This window comes from Pseudoduganella sp. GCM10020061 (assembly GCF_042683405.1).
Classification (GTDB): domain Bacteria; phylum Pseudomonadota; class Gammaproteobacteria; order Burkholderiales; family Burkholderiaceae_D; genus Telluria.
Genome location: NZ_JBHUJS010000001.1, coordinates 305,841 through 325,795 on the forward strand (window position 1 = coordinate 305,841; position 19,955 = coordinate 325,795).

A 19,955-nucleotide genomic window follows, 5' to 3' on the forward strand; every position below is an offset into this window, starting at 1 on the left:
GCGTCCAGTATAAATCCATGGCCGAGTCCGGCAGGCACGATAGGACGCCGACCCTACCGGCTGCGTGCGCGAGTGCGTCAGCCGGCGTTGCGCCGGCCGGCATGGAGCCCGGCCTGCGCGGGGCTACAGGGACTGCGGGGGAGGGATCAGGCTTCCGGGGTGATGGCCCACAGGCCCGGCAGGTTGCGCCAGTAACCGTAGGCGTCCATGCCGAATCCGACGACGAACTTGTTCGGGATGGTCAGTCCGACGATGTCGGCCTGCACCGGCTTGGCGCGGCCCAGGTCCTTGTCGGCAAAGACGCAGATCACGACCTCCCTCGCGCCCATGTCGAGCAGGCGCTGCTTGACGTGGGCCAGCGTCTCGCCCTCGTCCAGGATGTCGTCCACCACGATCACGGTGCGGCCGGTGACGTTGGAGCGGGGAATGACCTTCCACACCACTTCGCCGCCCTTGTCGTCGTCGCCGTAGCGGCTGACGTGGATGTAGTCGAATTCGAGCGGGAACGACAGCTGCGTCAGCAGCTGGCCGGTAAATACGACCGCGCCGCCCATCACGCCCAGGACCAGCGGGAAGGCCGCTTCGTCCGGGTCCCCATAGCGCTCGTTCAGGGTGCGCGCCACGCGGGCCACGGCCTCCCTGACGGTGGCCTCGTCGCAAACCGGTTCGGCGTTGGCTAACAGTGCGCGTGCGCGCTCATGGTGGAAACCCTGCAGGGTGGTGCTGTCTGGTGTCGTCATGGTGACAATTATCCCGCAAACCGCGCGCCTCGGCAGGACAGTTGGGTTTTTGCTACAACCCGCCGGAAGGCCGCCGCCATGGCGCAGGCCGGCACGCCCGGGCGCATCCGCCGGCCCGCTCGGGGTATGATTGCCATAAATGGAACAAACGACACTTCATTCATGCCATCCCAACAGGAACTGACCGACCGGGCGGCGCGGCTCGCAGCAGTGCGCGAGGCCATGCGCACCCATGGCGTCGATGCGCTCGTGGTGCCGTCGTCCGACCCGCACCTGTCCGAATACCTGCCGCAGCGCTGGAAGGGCAGGGAGTGGCTGTCCGGCTTTACCGGCTCGGTCGGCACCTTCATCGCCACGCAGGATGCGGCCGGCGTGTGGACCGATGCGCGCTACTGGGAGCAGGCCGAGGCCGAACTGGCCGGCGGCGCCACGCGGCTGATGAAGATCCCGTCCGGCGCCAGCCTGCTGTGGATCGACTGGCTGGCCGACACCTTGCCGCCGGGAGCGACGGTGGCGGTGGACGCGCGGGTACTGGGCCTGGCCACGGCGCGCGCGTTGGCCTCGGCGCTGGAGGCGCGCGGCATCGGCCTGCGCATGGACGCGGACCTGCTGGACGAGGTCTGGAGCGGGCGCCCCGCGCTGCCGCTGGAAGCGGTCACCGAACACGTTGAACCCTATTGCCGCCTGGCGCGTGCGGACAAGCTGGCCGCCCTGCGCGCGCAGATGCAGCGCGCCGGCGCGACCCACCACTTCCTCTCCACGCTGGACGACATCGCCTACCTGTTCAACCTGCGCGGCAGCGACGTCAGCTACAACCCGGTGTTCCTGGCGCATGCGCTGGTGACGCTGCAGGATGCGACCCTGTTCGTTGCGCCGGGCAAGGTGGACGCGCAGTGCGAGGCGCGGCTGCGCGTGGATCAGGTCGCGCTCGCGCCCTACCAGGATGCCGAGGCCGCGCTGGCCGCGCTGGACCCCGGTGCGGTCGTGCTGCTCGATCCGCGCCGCGTCACGGCCGGGATGCGCGCGGCGCTGCCGGACGGGGTCCGGGTGGTCGAGGAGATCAACCCGACCACGCTGGCCAAGTCGCGCAAGACGGAGCAGGAAGCGATCCACGTGCGCGCCACCATGGAGCAGGACGGCGCCGCGCTGTGCGAGTTCTTTGCCTGGCTGGAACCGCTGCTGGCCGACCGCGGCCGCGCGCCGCTGACGGAGCTGGACATCGACACCCACATCACGGCCGCGCGCGCGCGCCGGCCGGGATTCGTGTCGCCAAGCTTCGGCACCATCGCCGGCTTCAATGCCAACGGCGCCGTGATGCATTACCGCGCCAAGCAGTCGTCGCATGCGGTGATCGAAGGCGACGGGCTGCTGCTGATCGATTCGGGCGGCCAGTACCACGGCGGCACCACCGATATCACGCGCGTGGTGGCGGTGGGCGCGCCGAGCCCGGCCCAGATGCGCGACTACACGCTGGTGCTCAAGGGCCTGATCGCGCTGTCCTCGGCGCAGTTCCCGCGCGGGACCCGTTCGCCGCTGCTCGATGCGCTGGCGCGCGCGCCGATCTGGGCGCATGGCGCGGATTACGGCCACGGCACCGGCCACGGCGTCGGCTACTTCCTCAATGTGCACGAGGGACCGCAGTCGATCTCGCCGTCCACCATGCCGGAGCCGCATACCGCCATGGAGCCGGGGATGATCACCTCGATCGAGCCAGGCATCTACCGCCCCGGACGCTGGGGCATCCGCATCGAAAACCTGTCGCTGGCCGTGCCGGCCGGGACCACCGAGTTCGGCGAGTTCCTGCGTTTCGAGACGCTGACGCTGTGCCCGATCGACACGCGCTGCCTGGACCGCTCGGTGATGACCGCCCACGACTGCGCCTGGCTCAACGACTACCACACCATGGTGCGCCAGCGCCTGACGCCGCATGTGTCGGGTGCGGCGCGCGCGTGGCTGCATGCGCGCACGGAGGCGATCTGATGGCGGGCGCACGGTCCACCCGCGCCAGCACCGCCGTCGAGCGGCTCAAGGAGCGCACCGGCAATCCCGGCTATTCGATGGCGCGCACCGGCGACGGGCACTTCTTCCTGAGCGAGGCGCCGGGCGCGCCGCCGCTGTGCGCGCCGCTCGAGCTGGACGATTTCGTGGCCTTCGTGAACAAGCTGGGTCCGCAAAAGGAGCGGCGCGTGAGCAAGCTCGATGCCGCATTCGAAAAACAGCTGGTCAAGAAAAAGTCACCCGAATGAAGGCCATGTTCCCCCCTTATGAATCGCTGCTGGCCTACTGGAGCGGCCCCGAGCTGGCGACCAATGCGCTGATCGTGCTGAACCTGGCCGGCGCGCTGGCCCTCGGACTGCTGGTCGGCTACGAGCGCTCCTACCACGGCCGCGCGGCCGGCATGCGCACCTACGGCCTGGTCTGCATGGCATCGTGCGCGCTGACCGTGATCTCGGGCTATCCGGAGTCGTGGTACGGCAGCCATAACAGCGTCTACATGGCGGCGGTCGACCCGACCCGCGTGATCCAGGGCATCGTCACCGGGGTCGGCTTCCTCGGCGCCGGCATGATCATGCGCGAAGGCTTCACCATCAGCGGACTGACCACGGCGGCCTCGATCTGGGCCTCGTCCGTGACGGGCGTGCTGGTGGGCGTCGGCTTCTACATGTCCGCGATCTTCCTGGCGCTGATGTGCGCGGGCGTGATGGTGTACCTGTCGCGGGTCGAATCGTTCCTGCCTTCGCGCCACGCGGTGGCGATCACGATGCGCTTCAAGCCGGGCTTCGTTCCGCGCGAAGATGGGCTGCGCGAGATCGCGCGCGATCGCGGCTACCAGATCGCCGGCGGCTCGCTGTCGATCTCCAGCGAGCACGGACGCCAGGAGTGGCGCTTCGTGGCGCTCGAACGCTCGCAGCGCAGCGGGGCGCGCATCTCGGAACTGGCGGCGGAGCTGAACGCCTTCGAGGGCATCGACAGTTTCCAGCTCAGCCACGCACGCAACTAGGAGCCAGCATGCAAGCGCAAGACGTACTCGATTTCTGGTTCGGGCCGCAGGACAGCGCGGTCTACGGCAGCCAGCGTCCCGAATGGTTCGGCAAGGACCCGGCGTTCGATGCCGAGATCCGCGCGCGCTTCGAGCCGCTGATCGAGCGCGCCGTGAACGGCGGCCTGCGTGACTGGGATGCGCTGGGACCGCGCGGCAAGCTGGCCCGCATCCTGGTGCTGGACCAGTTCACCCGCAACGCCTGGCGCGACACGGCAGCCGCCTTCCAGGGCGACGTGCTGGCGATCGGCGCCGCGCAGCAACTGGTGGCGAGCGGCGAGGACATGCAGCTGGTCCCGGCCGAGCGCATGTTCGCCTACATGCCCTACGAGCACACCGAGGACGCGGCGATGCAGGAAAAATCGGTGCGCCTGTTCGAGGCGCTGGCGCGCGAGCATCCGGGCTTCGACCTGGTGCTCGACTATGCGCACCGCCACCGCGGCGTGATTGCGCGCTTCGGCCGCTTCCCGCACCGTAACCCGATCCTGGGGCGCACCTCGACCGAGGAAGAACTGGCCTACATGTCGCTGCCGGGATCGGGGTTCTGATGCCGCAGCAGCTGGCGATCATCGGCGGCGGGCGCGTCGCGCGCGCGCTCGGCAAGGTGTTCACGCATGCGGGCATCTTCATGCTCGGCGATATCCGCACCCGCTCGCTCGCCAGCGCGCAGCAGGCGGCGGGCTTCATCGGCGGCGGGACCGCGCTTGCCCCGGGCCAGCCGATGCGGGTGGCCGACGTGTACATGCTGGCCGTGTCGGACGACCAGATCGGGCCGGCCGCCGCGGCGCTGGCGCTGGACGTCCCGCTGGCGGGCGCGGTGGTGTTCCACTGCAGCGGCGCCAAGGCGGCCGCGGAGCTGGAGCCGGCGCGCGCGGCCGGCGCCTTTGTTGCCTCCGTGCATCCGGTGCGCAGCTTCGCCGACCCGGAGCAGGTGGCGCGCAGCTTCGGCGGGACCTGGTGCGGGATCGAAGGCGACGCGCCCGCGCTGGAGCTGCTGGAAGCGGCGTTCGGCGCGGCCGGCGCGCAGCTGGTGCGCATCGATCCCGCGGCCAAGGCGGTCTACCATGCCGCGTCGGTCTTCGCCTCCAACTATCTCGTCACGGTGGTGGATGCGGCGCTCGCGGCGTACCGCGCGGCAGGCATCGACGAGCTGTCCGCGCGCCAGCTGGCCGCGCCGCTCGCAGCCGAGGCGCTGGACAATGTGCTGCGCCTCGGCGGGCCGGCCGCGCTGACCGGGCCGATCGCGCGCGGCGACATGGACACGGTGGCGCGCCAGCAGCGCGCGCTGGACGCGTGGGACGCGCCCACCGGCGAGCTGTATGCGGCGCTGGCCCGCGCCACGGCGCTGCTGGCGGCGCGCGGCCGTGGCGCCGCAGACGCAACTTTGCATAAATCATTCGACAAAGTTCCAAAAGCACAATAAGCTTCGCGGATTACACCCAAAAAATAGTCTCGCCACGGAAAACCAGCGGCACAGCGCATCCAGCGGGGCCGAGGAGACAATATGCTGTTCCTCAAGAGTACCAGCGTTACCCGGGCACCCGGCATCTACGATGTCGACATTGCTGCCAAGCCGCCAGGCAAGACCTTCGGCGTCTTCATTGCCACCGATCCCGACAATCCGCCGCGCGAGGTACTGGCCGCGCTGGCAGGGCTCGGCTTCCAGAACACCTACCGCCAGAGCTATACGCACAAGGACCGCGGCAAGGTGCTCGACCTGCACTTCCAGAAGGACGGCACCGACCTGTTCAAGGGCTGGAAGACGGAGGAATGCGAGGCGAACCTGCGCGCGCTCGAGGAAATTTTCCGCTCGATCGGCATCGCCATCACCCCGCGCGTCATGTCGCTGGCAGAAGCATACGCCTGAGCAAGCCCGGGCATGCTGGAGCGGATCGCACTGCCCGACGCGGAGCTGGACTACCTTGCACAGTTGCCCTTGCCCTGGCCGCCCGGCCAGGTGCTGCAACGCCTGATCGCCGACACGGCGTGGCGCGCGGAGACGGTCACCGTGTTCGGCAAGCGCCACCTGCAGCCGCGCCTGACGGCGTGGCATGGCGACATGCCTTATACCTACTCCGGACTGACCCTCGAACCGCTTCCGTGGACACCGCTATTGCTGGAAATCAGGCAGGCGGTCGAGGCGGCCAGTGGCGCGCAGTTCAACAGCGTGCTGCTGAACCTGTACCGCGACGGCCGCGACAGCATGGGAATGCACAGCGACGACGAGCCGGAACTGGGACCGGATCCGGTCATCGCATCGGTGAGCTTTGGCGAGGAGCGCGCCTTCATCCTGCGCCACAAGGCCAGCCGCGAGACGCACAAGCTGGCGCTGGCAAGCGGCAGCCTGCTGGTGATGCGCGGGCCGACCCAGCGCTGCTGGCAGCACGGCATCAACAAGTCCGCGCGACCGATGGGCCCACGGCTGAACCTAACTTTCCGCAACATCCTCGCATAAGCCAGCAATGTCGGCGATCTTACTGCTGACTTAAGGGTCAGTTATTTACAAATCCTTACATCTTCACGAAGATCGCCGTTGGACTTGTCATTTTGACGATGATATCGTGAGCACCTTCGCAATTTGGTGGAAATTGCATCCAGAACAACGTAACAGGAAAAGGATTCAACATGAAAAAGATTCTCCTCACTGTGCTGGCAGGCGCAGCCACCTTCGGCGCTGCGCACGCGCAGGCGCAAATGCATCCGTTTTGGAAGAGCCAGAGCCCGTACGTCGGCCTCGGCGTCGCCAACTCCGACCGCGAAACGCACATGCCGGGCGCCGTCGGCAAGACCGGCGATGGCTGGAAATCCTCGGGCAAGGCCTTCGTCGGCCTGCAGTTCGATGAAACCTTCGGTGCCGAGCTGGGCTATACGGACTTCCGCGAGGCCACGGTGAACTACACCATCAGCAACGTGCCCGGCAGCGTGACCTCCAAGGCACAGGCGTGGTACCTGGCAGGCAAGGCCATCGCGCCGATCAGCGAGCAGTGGGCGCTGTATGGCAAGCTGGGCATCACGCGCACGAAGTGGGAACAGACCGGCTTCGGCTCGGGCGCGAACCTGTTCCGCGATGAGGACAAGACCGAAGGCTACGGCGCGGTGGGCGCGGAATGGCGCGTCAGCCAGCGCATGGGCGTGTCGCTGGAGTATGAGCGTTATGGCAGCAGCAAGGGCTTCGGGCCGAAGCCGAACGTGTGGAGCATTAACGCCAACTACCGCTTCTGAAGCCAGTCCGTCTGTAGCAAAAAGGGCCCTGATGGGCCCTTTTTACGTTAACTGTGCCTATTTGCGGCGAACTGCCTTTATCCCGACGGTTTGGCGGCGTTCATTGCGATTCCCGCCTGATTGGGGGCGAACTGTGCCGATCCTGGCCCAACTCGCCCCAACTCCGGCCAACCCTGATTAGTGGCTCAGGGGCTTGTAGCGGATGCGCTTTGGCTTGGCGCCTTCTTCCCCCAGGCGCTTCTTCTTGTCGGCTTCGTATTCCTGGTAGTTGCCGTCGAAGAAGGTGACCTGCGAGTTGCCTTCGAACGCCAGGATGTGCGTCGCAATACGGTCGAGGAACCAGCGGTCGTGGGAGATCACCATCACGCTGCCCGCGAATTCCAGCAGCGCATCTTCCAGCGCGCGCAGGGTTTCCACGTCCAGGTCGTTGGACGGTTCGTCCAGCAGCAGGACGTTGCCGCCCATCAGCAGCGTCTTGGCCAGGTGCAGGCGGCCGCGTTCACCGCCGGACAGGTTGCCGACCATCTTCTGCTGGTCCGAGCCCTTGAAGTTGAAGCGGCCCAGGTAGGCGCGCGATGGCATCTCGAAGCGGCCGACCTGCAGCATGTCGGCGCCGCCGGTGACGTCTTCGAACACGGTCTTGCCGTCCGACAGGTTGTCGCGCGACTGGTCGACCATCGACACCTTGGCGGTCTGGCCGATCACCACTTCGCCCGAATCCGGCTGCTCCTTGCCGGTGATCATGCGGAACAGGGTCGATTTACCGGCGCCGTTCGGGCCGATGATGCCGACGATCGCACCCGGCGGCACCGTGAACGACAGGTTGTCGATCAGCAGGCGGTCGCCGAAGGCCTTCGAGACGTTCTTGAACTCGATGACTTCGTTGCCCAGGCGTTCGGCCACAGGGATGAAGATCTCCTGGGTCTCGTTGCGCTTCTGGTATTCGTATTCGGACAGTTCGTTAAAGCGCGCAAGGCGTGCCTTCGACTTGGCCTGGCGTGCCTTCGGGTTCTGGCGCGCCCACTCCAGTTCCTTGGCCAGCGCCTTCTGGCGTGCCGATTCGCTCGCTTCTTCCTGCTTCAGGCGCGCCTGCTTCTGGTCCAGCCAGGAGCTATAGTTGCCCTTCCAGGGAATGCCGTGGCCGCGGTCCAGTTCCAGGATCCACTCGGCCGCGTTATCGAGGAAGTAGCGGTCGTGGGTGATGCCCACCACGGTGCCCGGGAAGCGCAGCAGGAACTGCTCCAGCCAGTCGACCGATTCGGCGTCCAGGTGGTTGGTCGGCTCGTCGAGCAGCAGCATGTCCGGCTTGGACAGCAGCAGCTTGCACAGCGCCACGCGGCGCTTCTCGCCGCCGGACAGCACGCCGATCTTGGCGTCCCACGGCGGCAGGCGCAGCGCGTCGGCGGCCATTTCCATCTGCAGGTTCAGGTTGCCGCCGTCGGAGGCGGCGATGATCGACTCCAGGCGCTCCTGCTCCTTGGCGAGCGCGTCGAAGTCGGCGTCTTCCTCGGCATAGGCCGCGTACACCGCTTCCAGCTTGGCCTGCGCCTCGAACGCTTCGCCCAGGCCCGATTCCACTTCCTGGCGCACGGTCTTTTCCGGGTCCAGCTGCGGTTCCTGCGGCAGGTAGCCGATGTTCAGGCCCGGCATCGGGCGCGCTTCGCCCTGGATGTCGGTGTCGATGCCCGCCATGATCTTGAGCAGGGTGGACTTGCCGGAACCGTTCAGGCCCAGCACGCCGATCTTGGCGCCGGGGAAGAACGAGAGCGAAATGTCTTTCAGAATCTGGCGTTTGGGCGGAACGATTTTGCCCACGCGGTTCATGGTGTAGACGTAATTTGCCATTAAAAATCTCGGTTAGAACAGAAGCTCGACAGGATACAGTAAGACGGGCATGCCATGGCCTTTCGCCGCCATTTCACGCGGGCGCCGCGCGGCGCTACCTCAGCCCGAACGCTTCCACAGCCCTTCGGCGGCATACAGCGCGAGCGCGCCCCAGATCATCAGGAACCCGACCAGGCGGGCCGCGCTGAACGCCTCCTGGAACAGCAGCACGCCGAGCAGGAACTGGATCGACGGCGAGATGTACTGCAGCAGGCCCAGCACCGACATCGGGATGCGGCGCGCGCCGGCCGCGAACAGCAGCAGGGGCACCGCCGTCAGCGGGCCGAGCGCCACCAGCAGCCAGCGGGTGTCGCCGGAGGCGGCGGCAAAGGCGTTGTCGCCGGTGAGCGTGAGCCACCCCAGGTAGGCGAGCGCGAACGGGAACAGCACCATGGTTTCGAACGACAGTCCTTCCAGCGCGCCGAGCGGCGCGGTCTTGCGCATCAGGCCATAGGCGCCGAACGAGAACGCCAGTGCCAGCGCAATCCAGGGCATGTTCCCCGCCTGCCAGGTGAGCCAGGCCACGCCCGCCGCCGCCAGCGCGATCGCGGCCCACTGTCCGCGGCGCAGCCGCTCGTGCAGGAAGAAGTAGCCCAGCATGATGTTCACCAGCGGATTGATGAAGTAGCCCAGGCTCGCTTCCACCACATGGTGGTTGTTGACCGCCCAGATGTACACCAGCCAGTTGGCCGACAGCAGCAGCGCGCTGGCGACAAAGGCCGCGACCGCGCGCCGGCTGGCGAGCAGCTGCGGCAGCCACTTCCACTGGCGGCGCACGGCCAGCACCACGGCCAGGAAGACCAGCGACCAGACCATGCGGTGCACCAGGATCTGCGCGGGCGGCACCTCCGAGATGGCGCGGAAATACAAAGGGAACAGGCCCCAGCTGAGGAAAGCGAGGGCTGCGTAGGTGACACCAGAATTCATGGGGGAGGGGAGATGCGGGCTGCGGAACGCGACATTATCGGCCAAACCGCGCTTTCCTGCTGATGGGGCCACCGCCGGCATGGTGACGATACAGCAATAAAAGCCCTGCGGTGTAAGATAGCGGTTTGTCGGATATTGACAGGGGCATCACGCGCCTGTCATTCGCACCGAAGGTGAAAATTTGAGCACGGACCATAATAAAAGCGGCATCGCCGCGCTGACGCTGGCCGCCATCGGCATCGTCTACGGCGACATCGGCACCAGTCCCCTGTACACCCTGCGCGCGGTATTCCATTCCGAGCACGGGCTTCCCCTGACCCAGGCCAACCTGCTGGGCATCATCTCGCTGATCTTCTGGGCCCTGCTCCTGATCGTCACGCTCAAGTACGTCACGCTGGTGCTGCGCGCCGATAACCGCGGCGAGGGCGGCATCATGGCGCTCATGGCGCTGGCGCTCAATTCGGTCACGCCGCAATCGAAGTGGCACCTGCCGCTGCTGTTCGTCGGCGTGTTCGGCGCCACCATGTTCTACGGCGACAGCGTGATCACGCCGGCCATCTCGGTGCTCGGCGCGATCGAGGGCCTGGAGGTGGCTGCGCCGGCGCTGCATGCCTATGTGGTCCCGATCGCGGCGGTGGTGCTGATCGCGCTGTACATGCTGCAAAGCCGCGGCACCGCCGGCATCGGACGCTACTTCGGGCCGATCATGGTGGTGTGGTTCCTGGCGCTGGCCGTGATGGGCATTATCAACGTGATGGCCGCGCCGCAGATCATGGCGGCGGTCAATCCCTATTACGCCTACCACTTCGTGGTGGACAACGGCTTCATCGGCTTCGTCGCGCTGGGCGCGGTGGTGCTGGCGATCACCGGCGCCGAGGCGCTGTACGCCGACATGGGCCACTTCGGAAAGAAGCCGATCCGCGGCGCCTGGTTCCTGATCGTCGCGCCATCGCTGATCATCAACTATTTCGGCCAGGGCGCGCTGCTGATCTCGGACCCGTCGGCGGTGGACAACCCGTTCTTCCACCAGCTGGGCAGCTGGGCCACCTATCCGCTGGTGATCCTGTCCACGATGGCCGCGGTGATTGCCTCGCAGGCCACCATCTCGGGCACCTTCTCGATGACCAAGCAGGCGATCGCGCTTGGGCTGCTGCCGCGCATGCGCATCCTGCACACCTCGGCCAGCGAGATGGGCCAGATCTACATCCCGATGGTGAACTGGCTGCAGCTGTCGGTGGTGCTGCTGGCGGTGATCAGCTTCGGCTCGTCCGACGACCTGGCTGCCGCCTACGGCATCGCGGTCACCGCGACCATGTCGGCGACCACCATCCTCACCTTCTTCGTGACGCGCTACCGCTGGCACCTGCCGCTGCTGCTGTGCTTTGGCGCGACCGGCTTCTTCTTCGTGATGGACGTGCTGCTGTTCTCGTCCACGGCGCTCAAGCTGTTCCACGGTGGCTGGTTCCCGCTGCTGCTGGGCGTGATCCTGTTCACCGTGATGCTGACCTGGCGCACCGGGCGCGAGCTGGTGTTCGCCAACCTGCAGAAGCACGCGATCCCGCTGGAAGCCTTCCTCGAATCGCTGTTCGTCGCGCCGCCAGCGCGCGTGTACGGTACCGCCCTGTTCCTGCGCGGCGAGTCGGACGGTGTGCCGCACGCGCTGCTGCACAACCTGTCGCACAACAAGGTGCTGCACGAGCGGGTCGTGTTCCTGACCGTGCACATGCTGGAGCAGCCGTACGTCGCCTACGAGGACCGGCTGACGGTCACGCCGCTGGGGCACGAGTGCTACCAAGTCAACGTGAACTACGGCTTCAAGGACGAACCCGATATCCCGGCCGTGCTGCAGCAGTGCGGCGAACATGGCCTGCCGTTCGAGATGATGGAGACCTCGTTCTTCATCGCGCGCCAGACCGTGATCTCGACCCCGGGCCAGGGCATGTCCGCGTGGCGCGAGCATCTGTTCGTGACCATGTCGCGCAATGCGCGGGCCGCGGCCGACTACTACCAGATCCCGCCGAACCGGGTGATCGAGCTGGGCACGCAGGTCGAGATCTGACAATTGGTGATACAAGTCGAAACAAACGCGACAATTTTCCGACAGCCGGGCAGTGTTCAGCCCGGCATTACCTTGTTACACTTTCGGCTCTATTAATATCTGCCGAGTAACTTATTCATGAAAACCAAGTTTCCGCTTATCGTTGCTGCGTTCGTCGCCCTCACTTCGCTGGCCGCCTGCGGCGGTTCGGACAACTCGGCACCGCCGGTCGTCCTGACCTACGCCGGCAACCCGACCGCCCTGACCAAGACCGACACCACGGTTGGAACGGGCACTGAAGCGGTGGCAGGCAAGTGGGTCAAGGTGACCTACACCGGCTGGCTGTACAACCAGCCTGCGACCAACAAGAAGGGCACCCAGTTCGACACCGGCACCTTCCCGTTCAAGCTGGGCGCGAACGAAGTGATCCCGGGCTTTGACCAGGGCGTCACCGGCATGAAGGTGGGCGGCAAGCGCACCGTGATCATCCCGTCGAACCTGGCCTACGGCGCGGGCGGCAACGGTCCGATGATCCCGCCGAACGCCGGCCTGGTGTTCGACATCGAACTGCTGCAAGTGAGTGACACCAAGATCAACTGATCGGTTGATTCAAAGGAGAAGGGCCGGCAAATGCCGGCCCTTTTTGCTTTCCGGGGGGACTGTTCCGACGCGGGCCGTCCCCCGATCTATATCCCGATTTGGCGGAATCGCCCCATTTATGGCGGAATCCGCCAGGGAAGGGGACTGTCCCATCGGGACTTTCAGGCGGATCTGGCGGAATCGCACCATTTATGGCCAAATCCGCCACCCGCCACATCGGCATCCGGCGGATCGCGCCAAAGAACAGGGGACGGTCCCTTGCCGGGACAGTCCCCCGGACCGCCTTAGTCGCGCAACGCCAGCACGGGCGCGAGCCGCATCGCCGTGAACGTGTGCCGCAGCGTCGAGCACAACGCCACCAGCGCTGCCACCGCCAGCGCGAACCCGACCGTCCACAAGCCCACCGGCGCGCGCTCGCTGAACGCGGCCAGGTAGCGCTCGGTCGCCAGGTAGGCCACCGGCAGCCCGATCGCCGCGCCAATCCCGATCAGCGCCGCGAACTCGCGCACTACCAGCTTGCCGATCGCCGTACCGCTGGCGCCGTACAGCTTGCGCAGCACGATCTCGCGCGACTTGCGCTGCACGCTGTAGGCCGCCAGCACGTAGATGCCGAACGCCGCGATCGCAATCGCGATCACCGAGGACGCCGCCAGCAGCTTGGCCAGGCGCAGGTCGTCTTCATAGTTGGCGCCGAACAGCAGCGACATGCGCTTGATGTCCGGCACCGCGTTCGGGAAGAATCGTTCCCACAGCTGTTCGATCTGGCGCTGTACGGCAACCGTATCGCCGTTCGTCCGCACCGTGAACACGCCCGTGCGATCGCTCAGGAAGTACATGGTCGGTTGCATCGGGTCGCGCGCGCTGCGGTGGCGGATATCCGGCGCGACCCCGACGATCTGGTTCGGCTTGGATTCGTCGAACGGGAAGCGCACGTACTTGCCGGCCGCATCCTGCGCGCTGGCGAAGCCCAGCTTGAGGATGCCCGCCTCGTTGAGGACGAGCTTCCCTTCGTCCTCCAGCTTGTCGTGCGACGGCGAATACAAGCGTCCGACCAGCGGCTTGATCCCGTACACATCGAAGAACTCCGGGCTGACCAGCAGGTAGTTCATTTCGGTTGCCGATCCACCTTCGCGCCGGACAGAGGTGCTGTTGAAGTTGATCGTCACCGGCGCATCGGTGACCGCCACGCCCCGCGTGTTCTCGATGCGCGCCAGCGCGTCACGGAATGCGCGCACGTTGGCATTGCGCATGTCGTCCGGGGCCCTGACGATCAGCAGGGGTTCGGGATCGAATCCGGGATGGAGCGTGCTGGCATAGTGGGTCTGCCATGCGACCGCCAGCGTCAGGCCGGTCAGGCCCATCGCGGTGGCGAACTGCATCACGGTCAGCACGCGGCGCAGCCACAGGCCGCCGACGGTTTCGGCGTTGCCGCGGCCGGACAGGGCAGCGGTCGGACGTACCTTCAGCGCCGACCAGGTCGGATACGAACCCGCGGCCAGGCCGAGCATCACGCCGGTGACGACGGCCAGCAAGACCGGCACGGGCGTGAACAGCTGGTCCAGCTCCCGCTGCACCAGGTCGGTGAACACCGGCAGCACCAGCCAGGCGATGAACACACCCAGCACGGTCGCCACCAGGCACACGACGATCGACTCGACCAGGAACTGGCGGCTCACCGTGCCGGCGCTGGCGCCCAGCACCTTGCGCACCGCGATCTCGCGCTGGCGGCGCAGTGTGCGCACCGTGGCCAGGTTGACGTAGTTAGTCGCGGCCAGCAGCAGGATCAGGATGGCCACGGCGGCAAGGCCGAGCACCGTCTTGCGGTCCCCGTGGGTCTTGTCGCGCGCGTCGATGGTCGGGTCGAGGTAGGCGTCGGTGATCGGGCCGAACTCGAAGTTGAGCATGTCGCGGCCGTTCAGCGAGGCCACCTGGTCGGGCGAAAAACGCTTGTAGAACGGCGAATCGATCATCGCGCGGCGGATCGCCTCGCCCACCGCCGGCAGCTGCGTGCGGTCGTTGATCTTCACAAACGTCGGGCCGTGCGACGAACCCCAGTTGGTGGTCACCAGCTGGCGGTATTCGGCATCCCAGATCGCGGTGCTGATGCCGGCCAGCGCGGTGTAAGGCAGCGTGGTCGCCGAGGGCGGATCGGCCAGCACCGCCGACACCAGGTAGGGCTTGCCGGCGATGTGCAGCGTCTTGCCGGTGGCGTCGGCGGCGCCGAACAGCTTGATTGCGGTCTCCCGCGTCAGCGCGAGCGTATCCGGCCGCGCCAGCGCGGTGGCCAGGTCGCCCGACAGCACTTCAGGCTGGAAGATCTGGCGGAAGGCCGGGTCGACCACGCTGATCTTGATGGTCTGGACGTTGGCGCCGATGCGCACGTCGACGTCGCGGCTAATGAAGGTAGATGCCAGCAGGGGCACGCCGCTGCCCACGATCGCGTCGCGCGCGGGCAGGCTGAGGGAATCGCCCCAGTGGCCGTTGTTGCCGGCCGTGTTCCAGCGCTGCTTGACGATGAAGACCTTGTCGTTTTCGGGGATGTGGCTGTTGTACGAGAACGAATGGTGCACGAGGCCGAGCAGCAGGAAGCACACGGCAATGCCGATCGCCAGGCCCAGCACCACCACCGCGGAGTAGGCCTTTTCCTGGAACAGCAGGCGCCAGCCGATGCGGAAATCACGAGTAATCATGTCAGTCCTCTCAGGCGGCCTGCAAGGCATCGACCACCACGCGGCCGTCGAGCAGGTGCAGGGTGCGCGATGCCTGCGCGGCGTGCGCCGGCGAGTGGGTGACCATCACCACGGTGGTGCCTTCGGCGTTGATGGTGCGCAGGAGGCGCATCACTTCGTCGCCGTGCGCGGTGTCCAGGTTACCGGTCGGCTCGTCGGCCAGCAGGACGGCGGGACCCGCTACCAGCGCGCGCGCGATCGCCACGCGCTGCTGCTGGCCGCCGGACAGCTGCGACGGACGGTGGCCGGCGCGGTGTGCGATGCCCAGGCGGGTGAGCATGGCGGTGACGCGCTCGCGCCGCTCCGCCTTGCCCATCGCCGTGTACTCGAGCGCCAGTTCGACGTTCTCGAATACCGACAGCTCCTCGATCAGGTTGAAGCTCTGGAAGATGAAGCCGATGCGGCCGCGGCGCAGCTCATTCAGTTTGGTTTCGCTCCAGCCGGCGACGTTCTGGCCTTCGAAGAAGTAGTCGCCCTGGGTCGGCACGTCGAGCAGTCCGAGCAGCGAGAGCAGGGTGGACTTGCCGCAGCCGGATGGGCCGGTGATGGCGACGTACTCGCCCGCATCGATCTCGATGTCGATCCCGTCCAGCGCGCGGGTCTGAACTTCGCCGGCCTGGTGAACCTTGCTGACGCCGTTAAGTTTTAACATGGTGGTTTTTCCTCTCTTGGGTTAATTCGATAGTTGCAGGCGTTCGGCCTTGCCAAATCCCGCATAGCTTGAAACGATGACCTTGTCGCCGGCCGACAGGCCGGACAGCACCTCGACCTGGCTGCTGCTGCGCCTTCCGATGCGCACCGGCTGGCGCTCGGCGCGGCCGTTGCGGCCCAGCGCGAACACCCAGGCGCCGCCCGAATCGTTGACGAACGCGCCGTTCGGCAGGATCAGCGCGGACGCGGGCTGCCCCAGCGTCAGCTGCACATCCATGCTCTGGCCGGGCGACAGCACTTCCGGCTGGCCCTTGGCGAACACCAGCTCGATCGTGAAGCGGCCCTCGGTAATCTGCGGGAAGATGCTCGACACGCTGACCGGGAAAGTGGCGCCGCCGTGGGTGACGCGGCCCTTGTGGCCGACCGCCAGGCGGTTCAGGTAGAACTCGTCGACCTGCGCCACCAGCTTGAAGCGGGTCGGATCGTCGATGCGGCCGATGCGCTGGTCGGGCCGCACGGTCTCGCCGACCTGCAGGCGGAAGCCCGTCAGCTTGCCCGCGATGGGCGCGCGCACGGCCAGCGCGTCCACCGTGGCCTCGACCAGCCTGAGGCCCGAGTTCAGCCCGTCGATCGCGGTTTCCATCTGCGCGACCGCGGTGTGCTTGACCTTGAGCTCCAGGTCCGCGCTGCGGCGGTGCTGCTCGAGCTGGCGGCGCTGCTGCGCCAGCCTGTCGCTCGACTCCTCCAGCGCCACGGCGGAGATGAAGCCCTGTGCGGACAGGCGCACGTTGCGGGCGTGCTGCTTTTCGGCCTGCTCCAGCGCGAATTCGAGGTCGGCCAGGCGGCGCTGGTGCTCGGTGTTGCTGGCCTCCTGCGCCACGCGCAGGTTGGACAGGTTGGAAATCTGCTGCGCGTGCTCGGCCTGGCGCGCCAGCAGCTCCAGGTGGCGCTGCGGATTCGACAGGCGGAACAGCATCTGGCCTTTTTCCACCAGCTGGCCGTCGCGGGCGAGCACTTCGTCGACGCGGCCCGACTCGACCGAATCGAGCACCACTGAATGCAGGGGTTCGGCGTTGGCGCGCACCACGATCTCGTCGAGGAAGGTGCCTTTCTCGACGCTGGCGATGCGCACGTCCTTCATGTCGACAGCCAGGCCGCTCGGCATGAAGTACCAGATGGCGGCGGCGAAGGCGGCCACCGCGGCGGCGCCGGCGCCGATCCGCAGCGCGAGCCTGCCGCGCTTCTTGGGCACCACGCTGTCCATCGCGGAGCCGCTGGTCAGGTGGGAGGGTATGCGATCCATATTCTTGTTTTCCAAATCGGTTGATTCATCGAAGTCCGGGGCAGGGCCACATGGTCCGGTCCCGCTGTCTCTATTGCAAGTGCCGTGCCAGCCAGTTTTCCCCTGCGGGCGGACACGTTGCGCGGCCAGGTGTCCGGATCCGGACAGTTGGCGCTGTGCGAATCCGGACAGCTGTCATATCGATATCGCCGCTGCTAGAATGGCGCGACCTTTCCACGCTCAACCAACGCTGCGAGCCCGATGGCCGACCACGCCGCTTCCATCCTGATCATCGACGACGACGCCGACGTCGCCTGCGCGGCCCAACTGCTGCTGCGGCGGCGCCACGCGCGCGTGGACACCATCGATGGTCCCTGCCCGCTGGGCGCCTACCTGGCGCAGTCGGTGCCGGACGTGGTGCTGCTGGACCTGAACTTCACGCCCGGGCGCATCGACGGGCACGAAGGGCTGGCGGTGCTGGGCCGCCTGCGCGCACTGCCCAATCCTCCCGCCGTGATCGCGCTGACGGCGTATGCCGACGTGCCGCTCGCTGTGGAAGCGCTCAAGCGCGGCGCCAGCGATTTCATCACCAAGCCGTGGGACAACGCGCGCCTTGCCGCCGCCGTGGCCAGTGCCCTGGCGCGGCGCGCGCCGGTGCCTTCCGCCTCGGCGACCGCTGCCCTGATGGGCGAATCGAAGGCGATGCGCGAGCTGAAGGCGATGATCGCCAGCGTCGGCCCGACCGAAGCGAACGTGCTGGTGCTGGGAGAGAACGGCGTGGGCAAGGAGCTGGTGGCGCGCGCGCTGCACCTGGCCTCGCAGCGCTCGGCGAACCAGTTCACGGCTGTCGACATGGGCGCGCTGCCCGAATCGACGGTGGAGAGCGAGTTGTTCGGCCACCGCAGGGGCGCTTTCACCGATGCGAAGGAGTCGCGTGCCGGACGCTTCCAGGCTGCGCGCGGCGGCACGCTGTTCCTCGACGAGATCGGCAACATGCCGATCGGCGCGCAGGCCAAGCTGCTGACCGCGCTGGAGCGGCGCGAAGTCACGCCGATCGGCGCCGACCGCCCCGAGCCGATCGACGTGCGCATCGTCAGCGCCACCAACGTCGATGAGGAGCGCCTGTTCGACCCGGCCGTGTTCCGGCCCGACCTGCTGTTCCGCTTGAACACCATCGTGCTGCGGGTGCCGCCGCTGCGCGAGCGGCGCGAGGACATCGAGCCGCTGCTGCTGCACTACCTGCGGCACTACGAAGCGCAGTACGGCAAGCAGCCGCGCGCGATTGCCGGCCCGGCCCTGGCGGCGCTGCACGCCAACGCCTGGACCGGCAACGTGCGCGCGCTGCGCCACTCCTGCGAGCGCGCCACGATCCTCGCCGCGGGCGCCGAGTACGAATACGCCGACTTCGGCCTGCCGGGCAGTGCGCCGGCGCCGGCTGCTGCGGCGCGCGGCGATGGCGGCGATGCCGACCTGCGGCTGGATGCGCGCGAGCGCGACACCATCGCGGCCGCGCTGGCCAAGGCCAACGGCAACATCAGCCACGCCGCACGCATGCTCGGCCTGTCGCGCGCCGCGCTGTACCGCAAGCTCGGGAAGCATGGACTCTGAACTGCGCACCAGGGTGCGCATCGCCGCCTGCGCGGCCGGCATGGGCGCGCTGGGCCTGGCGATGGGCGCCTCGCTCGATTCGCCGCGCAAGCTGGCGCTGTACGGCGCCTTTTGGCTGGCGCTGCTGGCCGCTGCCTGGCGGCAGCTGCGCAGGCTGCACGAACCGAACCGCGAGCTTCCTCCGGAAGTGGTGGCGCTCACTGCGGACCAGCAGGCTCTGATCGACAGTGCGATGGCGCTCGAAGCCCGGCTGGAATTCGCACCCATCGCGATCTACCGTATCGAGCAGAAAAGAACCGAAGCCGTCGTGACGCCGGTGAACGCCAACGCGCGCCGGCTGGTCGCGCCCGGACGCGCGACCGATCCCGCGGCGCTGTACGAGCAGCTGCGCGCGCTCAGCGTCGATTCGCGCAAGCTGGTGACGTTCCAGACCGAACGCGGCAACGAGCGCGCGCTCGCGGCAGTGTCCACGCTCACGCTGCGTGGGGTCAGCACGCGCCTGGTCGCGCTGATGCCGGTCGAAAGCGAGCTGGAAGCGGAAGCGTTCAACGCCTGGCAGCAGCTGGTGCACGTGCTCACCCACGAGATCATGAATTCGCTGACGCCGGTGGCGTCGCTGTCGCACACCGCGCGCGAGCTGGTCGACGACCTGCGCCCGCACGTGCCGGCGGAGATGACCGGCGACCTGGCCATTGCGCTCGATGCGATCGGCCGCCGCGCCGACAGCCTCGTGGCCTTCGTCGGCAGCTACCGCAGCCTGTCCAACCTGCCGGAAGCCCGCCCGGAACTGGTGCGTATCGCGGACGTGTTTGCACGCGTGTCCGCATTGATGGCGCCGGGCTGGGAGGCGCGCGGCGGCAGCGTGTCGTTCTCGGCCGAACCGGGCACGCTGGAGCTCATGGCCGACCCGGGACAGCTGGAGCAGGCCCTCATCAACCTGCTCAAGAATGCGCTGGAAGCCTGCGTCAACGTGGAGCGGCCGGAAGCGCAGGTGCGCGCACGGCTGGCGCGCGGCGGAAGGCTGCGGATCGAGGTGGCCGATAACGGGGAGGGCGTGCCGGACGAACTGGTGCAGCGCATGTTCACCCCGTTCGTCAGCACCAAGCGCCAGGGCAAGGGAATCGGGCTGGCGATGGTGCGCCAGCTGGTGCATGCCAACGGCGGCACGGTGCGCTACGCGAAGCCTGTGGGCCCGGGGGCGCGCTTCATCATTACTTTCTGACCAGCGGCGGGG

The 19,955-nt window shown here is 67.2% G+C and carries 18 protein-coding genes; 12 read left to right on the top strand and 6 right to left on the bottom strand.

All coding sequences use genetic code 11. From position 1 onward, the window contains the following. Positions 1 to 146: 146 nt before the first annotated feature. The gene (locus tag ACFSQR_RS01335; RefSeq protein WP_377727233.1) at positions 147 to 740 is read right to left on the bottom strand and encodes a hypoxanthine-guanine phosphoribosyltransferase; all 594 of its coding nucleotides are present in this window, start codon (positions 738 to 740) and stop codon (positions 147 to 149) included. Positions 741 to 902: 162 nt separating this feature from the next. On the opposite strand from ACFSQR_RS01335, the gene ACFSQR_RS01340 reads away from it, so the two are divergent. From ACFSQR_RS01340 to ACFSQR_RS01375, 8 genes are all read left to right on the top strand, one after another. Beyond that, a complete protein-coding gene (locus tag ACFSQR_RS01340) occupies positions 903 to 2,720 on the top strand; it encodes an aminopeptidase P family protein (RefSeq protein WP_377727235.1) in 1,818 nt (605 codons plus the stop codon). After that, the gene (locus ACFSQR_RS01345; RefSeq protein WP_377727237.1) at positions 2,720 to 2,986 is read left to right on the top strand and encodes a hypothetical protein; all 267 of its coding nucleotides are present in this window, start codon (positions 2,720 to 2,722) and stop codon (positions 2,984 to 2,986) included. The genes ACFSQR_RS01340 and ACFSQR_RS01345 overlap by 1 nt, the downstream gene beginning before the upstream one ends. Before the next feature lie 5 nt (positions 2,987 to 2,991). Further along, positions 2,992 to 3,741, top strand: coding sequence for an MgtC/SapB family protein (locus tag ACFSQR_RS01350; RefSeq protein ID WP_377727239.1), 750 nt, complete (start codon positions 2,992 to 2,994; stop codon positions 3,739 to 3,741). A gap of 8 nt (positions 3,742 to 3,749) precedes the next feature. Further along, positions 3,750 to 4,328 carry a DUF924 family protein gene (locus ACFSQR_RS01355; protein ID WP_377727243.1) on the top strand — a complete coding sequence of 193 codons (579 nt, stop codon included), beginning with the start codon at positions 3,750 to 3,752 and terminating at the stop codon, positions 4,326 to 4,328. Continuing rightward, positions 4,328 to 5,203 (top strand): Rossmann-like and DUF2520 domain-containing protein, encoded by an 876-nt coding sequence (locus tag ACFSQR_RS01360; RefSeq protein ID WP_377727245.1) that lies wholly within the window; start codon positions 4,328 to 4,330, stop codon positions 5,201 to 5,203. Before ACFSQR_RS01355 ends, ACFSQR_RS01360 begins: the two co-directional genes overlap by 1 nt. An 81-nt stretch (positions 5,204 to 5,284) precedes the next feature. Further along, on the top strand, positions 5,285 to 5,647 hold the full coding sequence (locus ACFSQR_RS01365) for a hypothetical protein (RefSeq protein ID WP_377727248.1): 363 nt from the start codon (positions 5,285 to 5,287) through the stop codon (positions 5,645 to 5,647). A 12-nt stretch (positions 5,648 to 5,659) separates the two neighbouring features. Beyond that, on the top strand, positions 5,660 to 6,235 hold the full coding sequence (locus ACFSQR_RS01370; protein WP_377727250.1) for an alpha-ketoglutarate-dependent dioxygenase AlkB family protein: 576 nt from the start codon (positions 5,660 to 5,662) through the stop codon (positions 6,233 to 6,235). A 170-nt stretch (positions 6,236 to 6,405) separates the two neighbouring features. Next, entirely contained in the window at positions 6,406 to 7,002 is a 597-nt protein-coding gene (locus tag ACFSQR_RS01375) for an outer membrane beta-barrel protein (RefSeq protein WP_377727252.1), read from the top strand. 177 nt (positions 7,003 to 7,179) lie between these two features. On the opposite strand, the gene ettA is transcribed toward ACFSQR_RS01375, so the two are convergent. Next, a complete protein-coding gene (gene ettA, locus ACFSQR_RS01380) occupies positions 7,180 to 8,847 on the bottom strand; it encodes an energy-dependent translational throttle protein EttA (protein ID WP_377727255.1) in 1,668 nt (555 codons plus the stop codon). A gap of 99 nt (positions 8,848 to 8,946) precedes the next feature. Further along, positions 8,947 to 9,813 (bottom strand): EamA family transporter RarD, encoded by an 867-nt coding sequence (gene rarD / locus ACFSQR_RS01385; protein WP_377727257.1) that lies wholly within the window; start codon positions 9,811 to 9,813, stop codon positions 8,947 to 8,949. A 181-nt stretch (positions 9,814 to 9,994) separates the two neighbouring features. Here rarD and ACFSQR_RS01390 point away from each other — a divergent pair, with 181 nt between their 5' ends. Together ACFSQR_RS01390 and ACFSQR_RS01395 are read left to right on the top strand one after the other, a co-directional pair. After that, complete coding sequence (locus tag ACFSQR_RS01390; protein ID WP_377727260.1) at positions 9,995 to 11,872, top strand: potassium transporter Kup; 1,878 nt, start codon at positions 9,995 to 9,997, stop codon at positions 11,870 to 11,872. Positions 11,873 to 11,989: 117 nt separating this feature from the next. Beyond that, positions 11,990 to 12,451 (top strand): FKBP-type peptidyl-prolyl cis-trans isomerase, encoded by a 462-nt coding sequence (locus ACFSQR_RS01395; RefSeq protein ID WP_377727262.1) that lies wholly within the window; start codon positions 11,990 to 11,992, stop codon positions 12,449 to 12,451. Positions 12,452 to 12,735: 284 nt separating this feature from the next. Here ACFSQR_RS01395 and ACFSQR_RS01400 read toward each other — a convergent pair whose 3' ends face one another. From ACFSQR_RS01400 to ACFSQR_RS01410, 3 genes are read right to left on the bottom strand one after another with little or no spacing between them, the layout of a single operon-like run. Then, a complete protein-coding gene (locus ACFSQR_RS01400; protein ID WP_377727265.1) occupies positions 12,736 to 15,141 on the bottom strand; it encodes an ABC transporter permease in 2,406 nt (801 codons plus the stop codon). A gap of 10 nt (positions 15,142 to 15,151) precedes the next feature. Next, positions 15,152 to 15,832 (bottom strand): ABC transporter ATP-binding protein, encoded by a 681-nt coding sequence (locus ACFSQR_RS01405; RefSeq protein ID WP_377727267.1) that lies wholly within the window; start codon positions 15,830 to 15,832, stop codon positions 15,152 to 15,154. A gap of 21 nt (positions 15,833 to 15,853) precedes the next feature. Further along, positions 15,854 to 17,134 (bottom strand): efflux RND transporter periplasmic adaptor subunit, encoded by a 1,281-nt coding sequence (locus ACFSQR_RS01410; protein WP_377727269.1) that lies wholly within the window; start codon positions 17,132 to 17,134, stop codon positions 15,854 to 15,856. 240 nt (positions 17,135 to 17,374) lie between these two features. On the opposite strand from ACFSQR_RS01410, the gene ACFSQR_RS01415 reads away from it, so the two are divergent. Together ACFSQR_RS01415 and ACFSQR_RS01420 are read left to right on the top strand one after the other, a co-directional pair. Beyond that, complete coding sequence (locus ACFSQR_RS01415; RefSeq protein ID WP_377727271.1) at positions 17,375 to 18,721, top strand: sigma-54-dependent transcriptional regulator; 1,347 nt, start codon at positions 17,375 to 17,377, stop codon at positions 18,719 to 18,721. Continuing rightward, a complete protein-coding gene (locus tag ACFSQR_RS01420; protein WP_377727273.1) occupies positions 18,711 to 19,943 on the top strand; it encodes a sensor histidine kinase in 1,233 nt (410 codons plus the stop codon). The genes ACFSQR_RS01415 and ACFSQR_RS01420 overlap by 11 nt, the downstream gene beginning before the upstream one ends. Positions 19,944 to 19,955 lie beyond the last annotated feature (12 nt).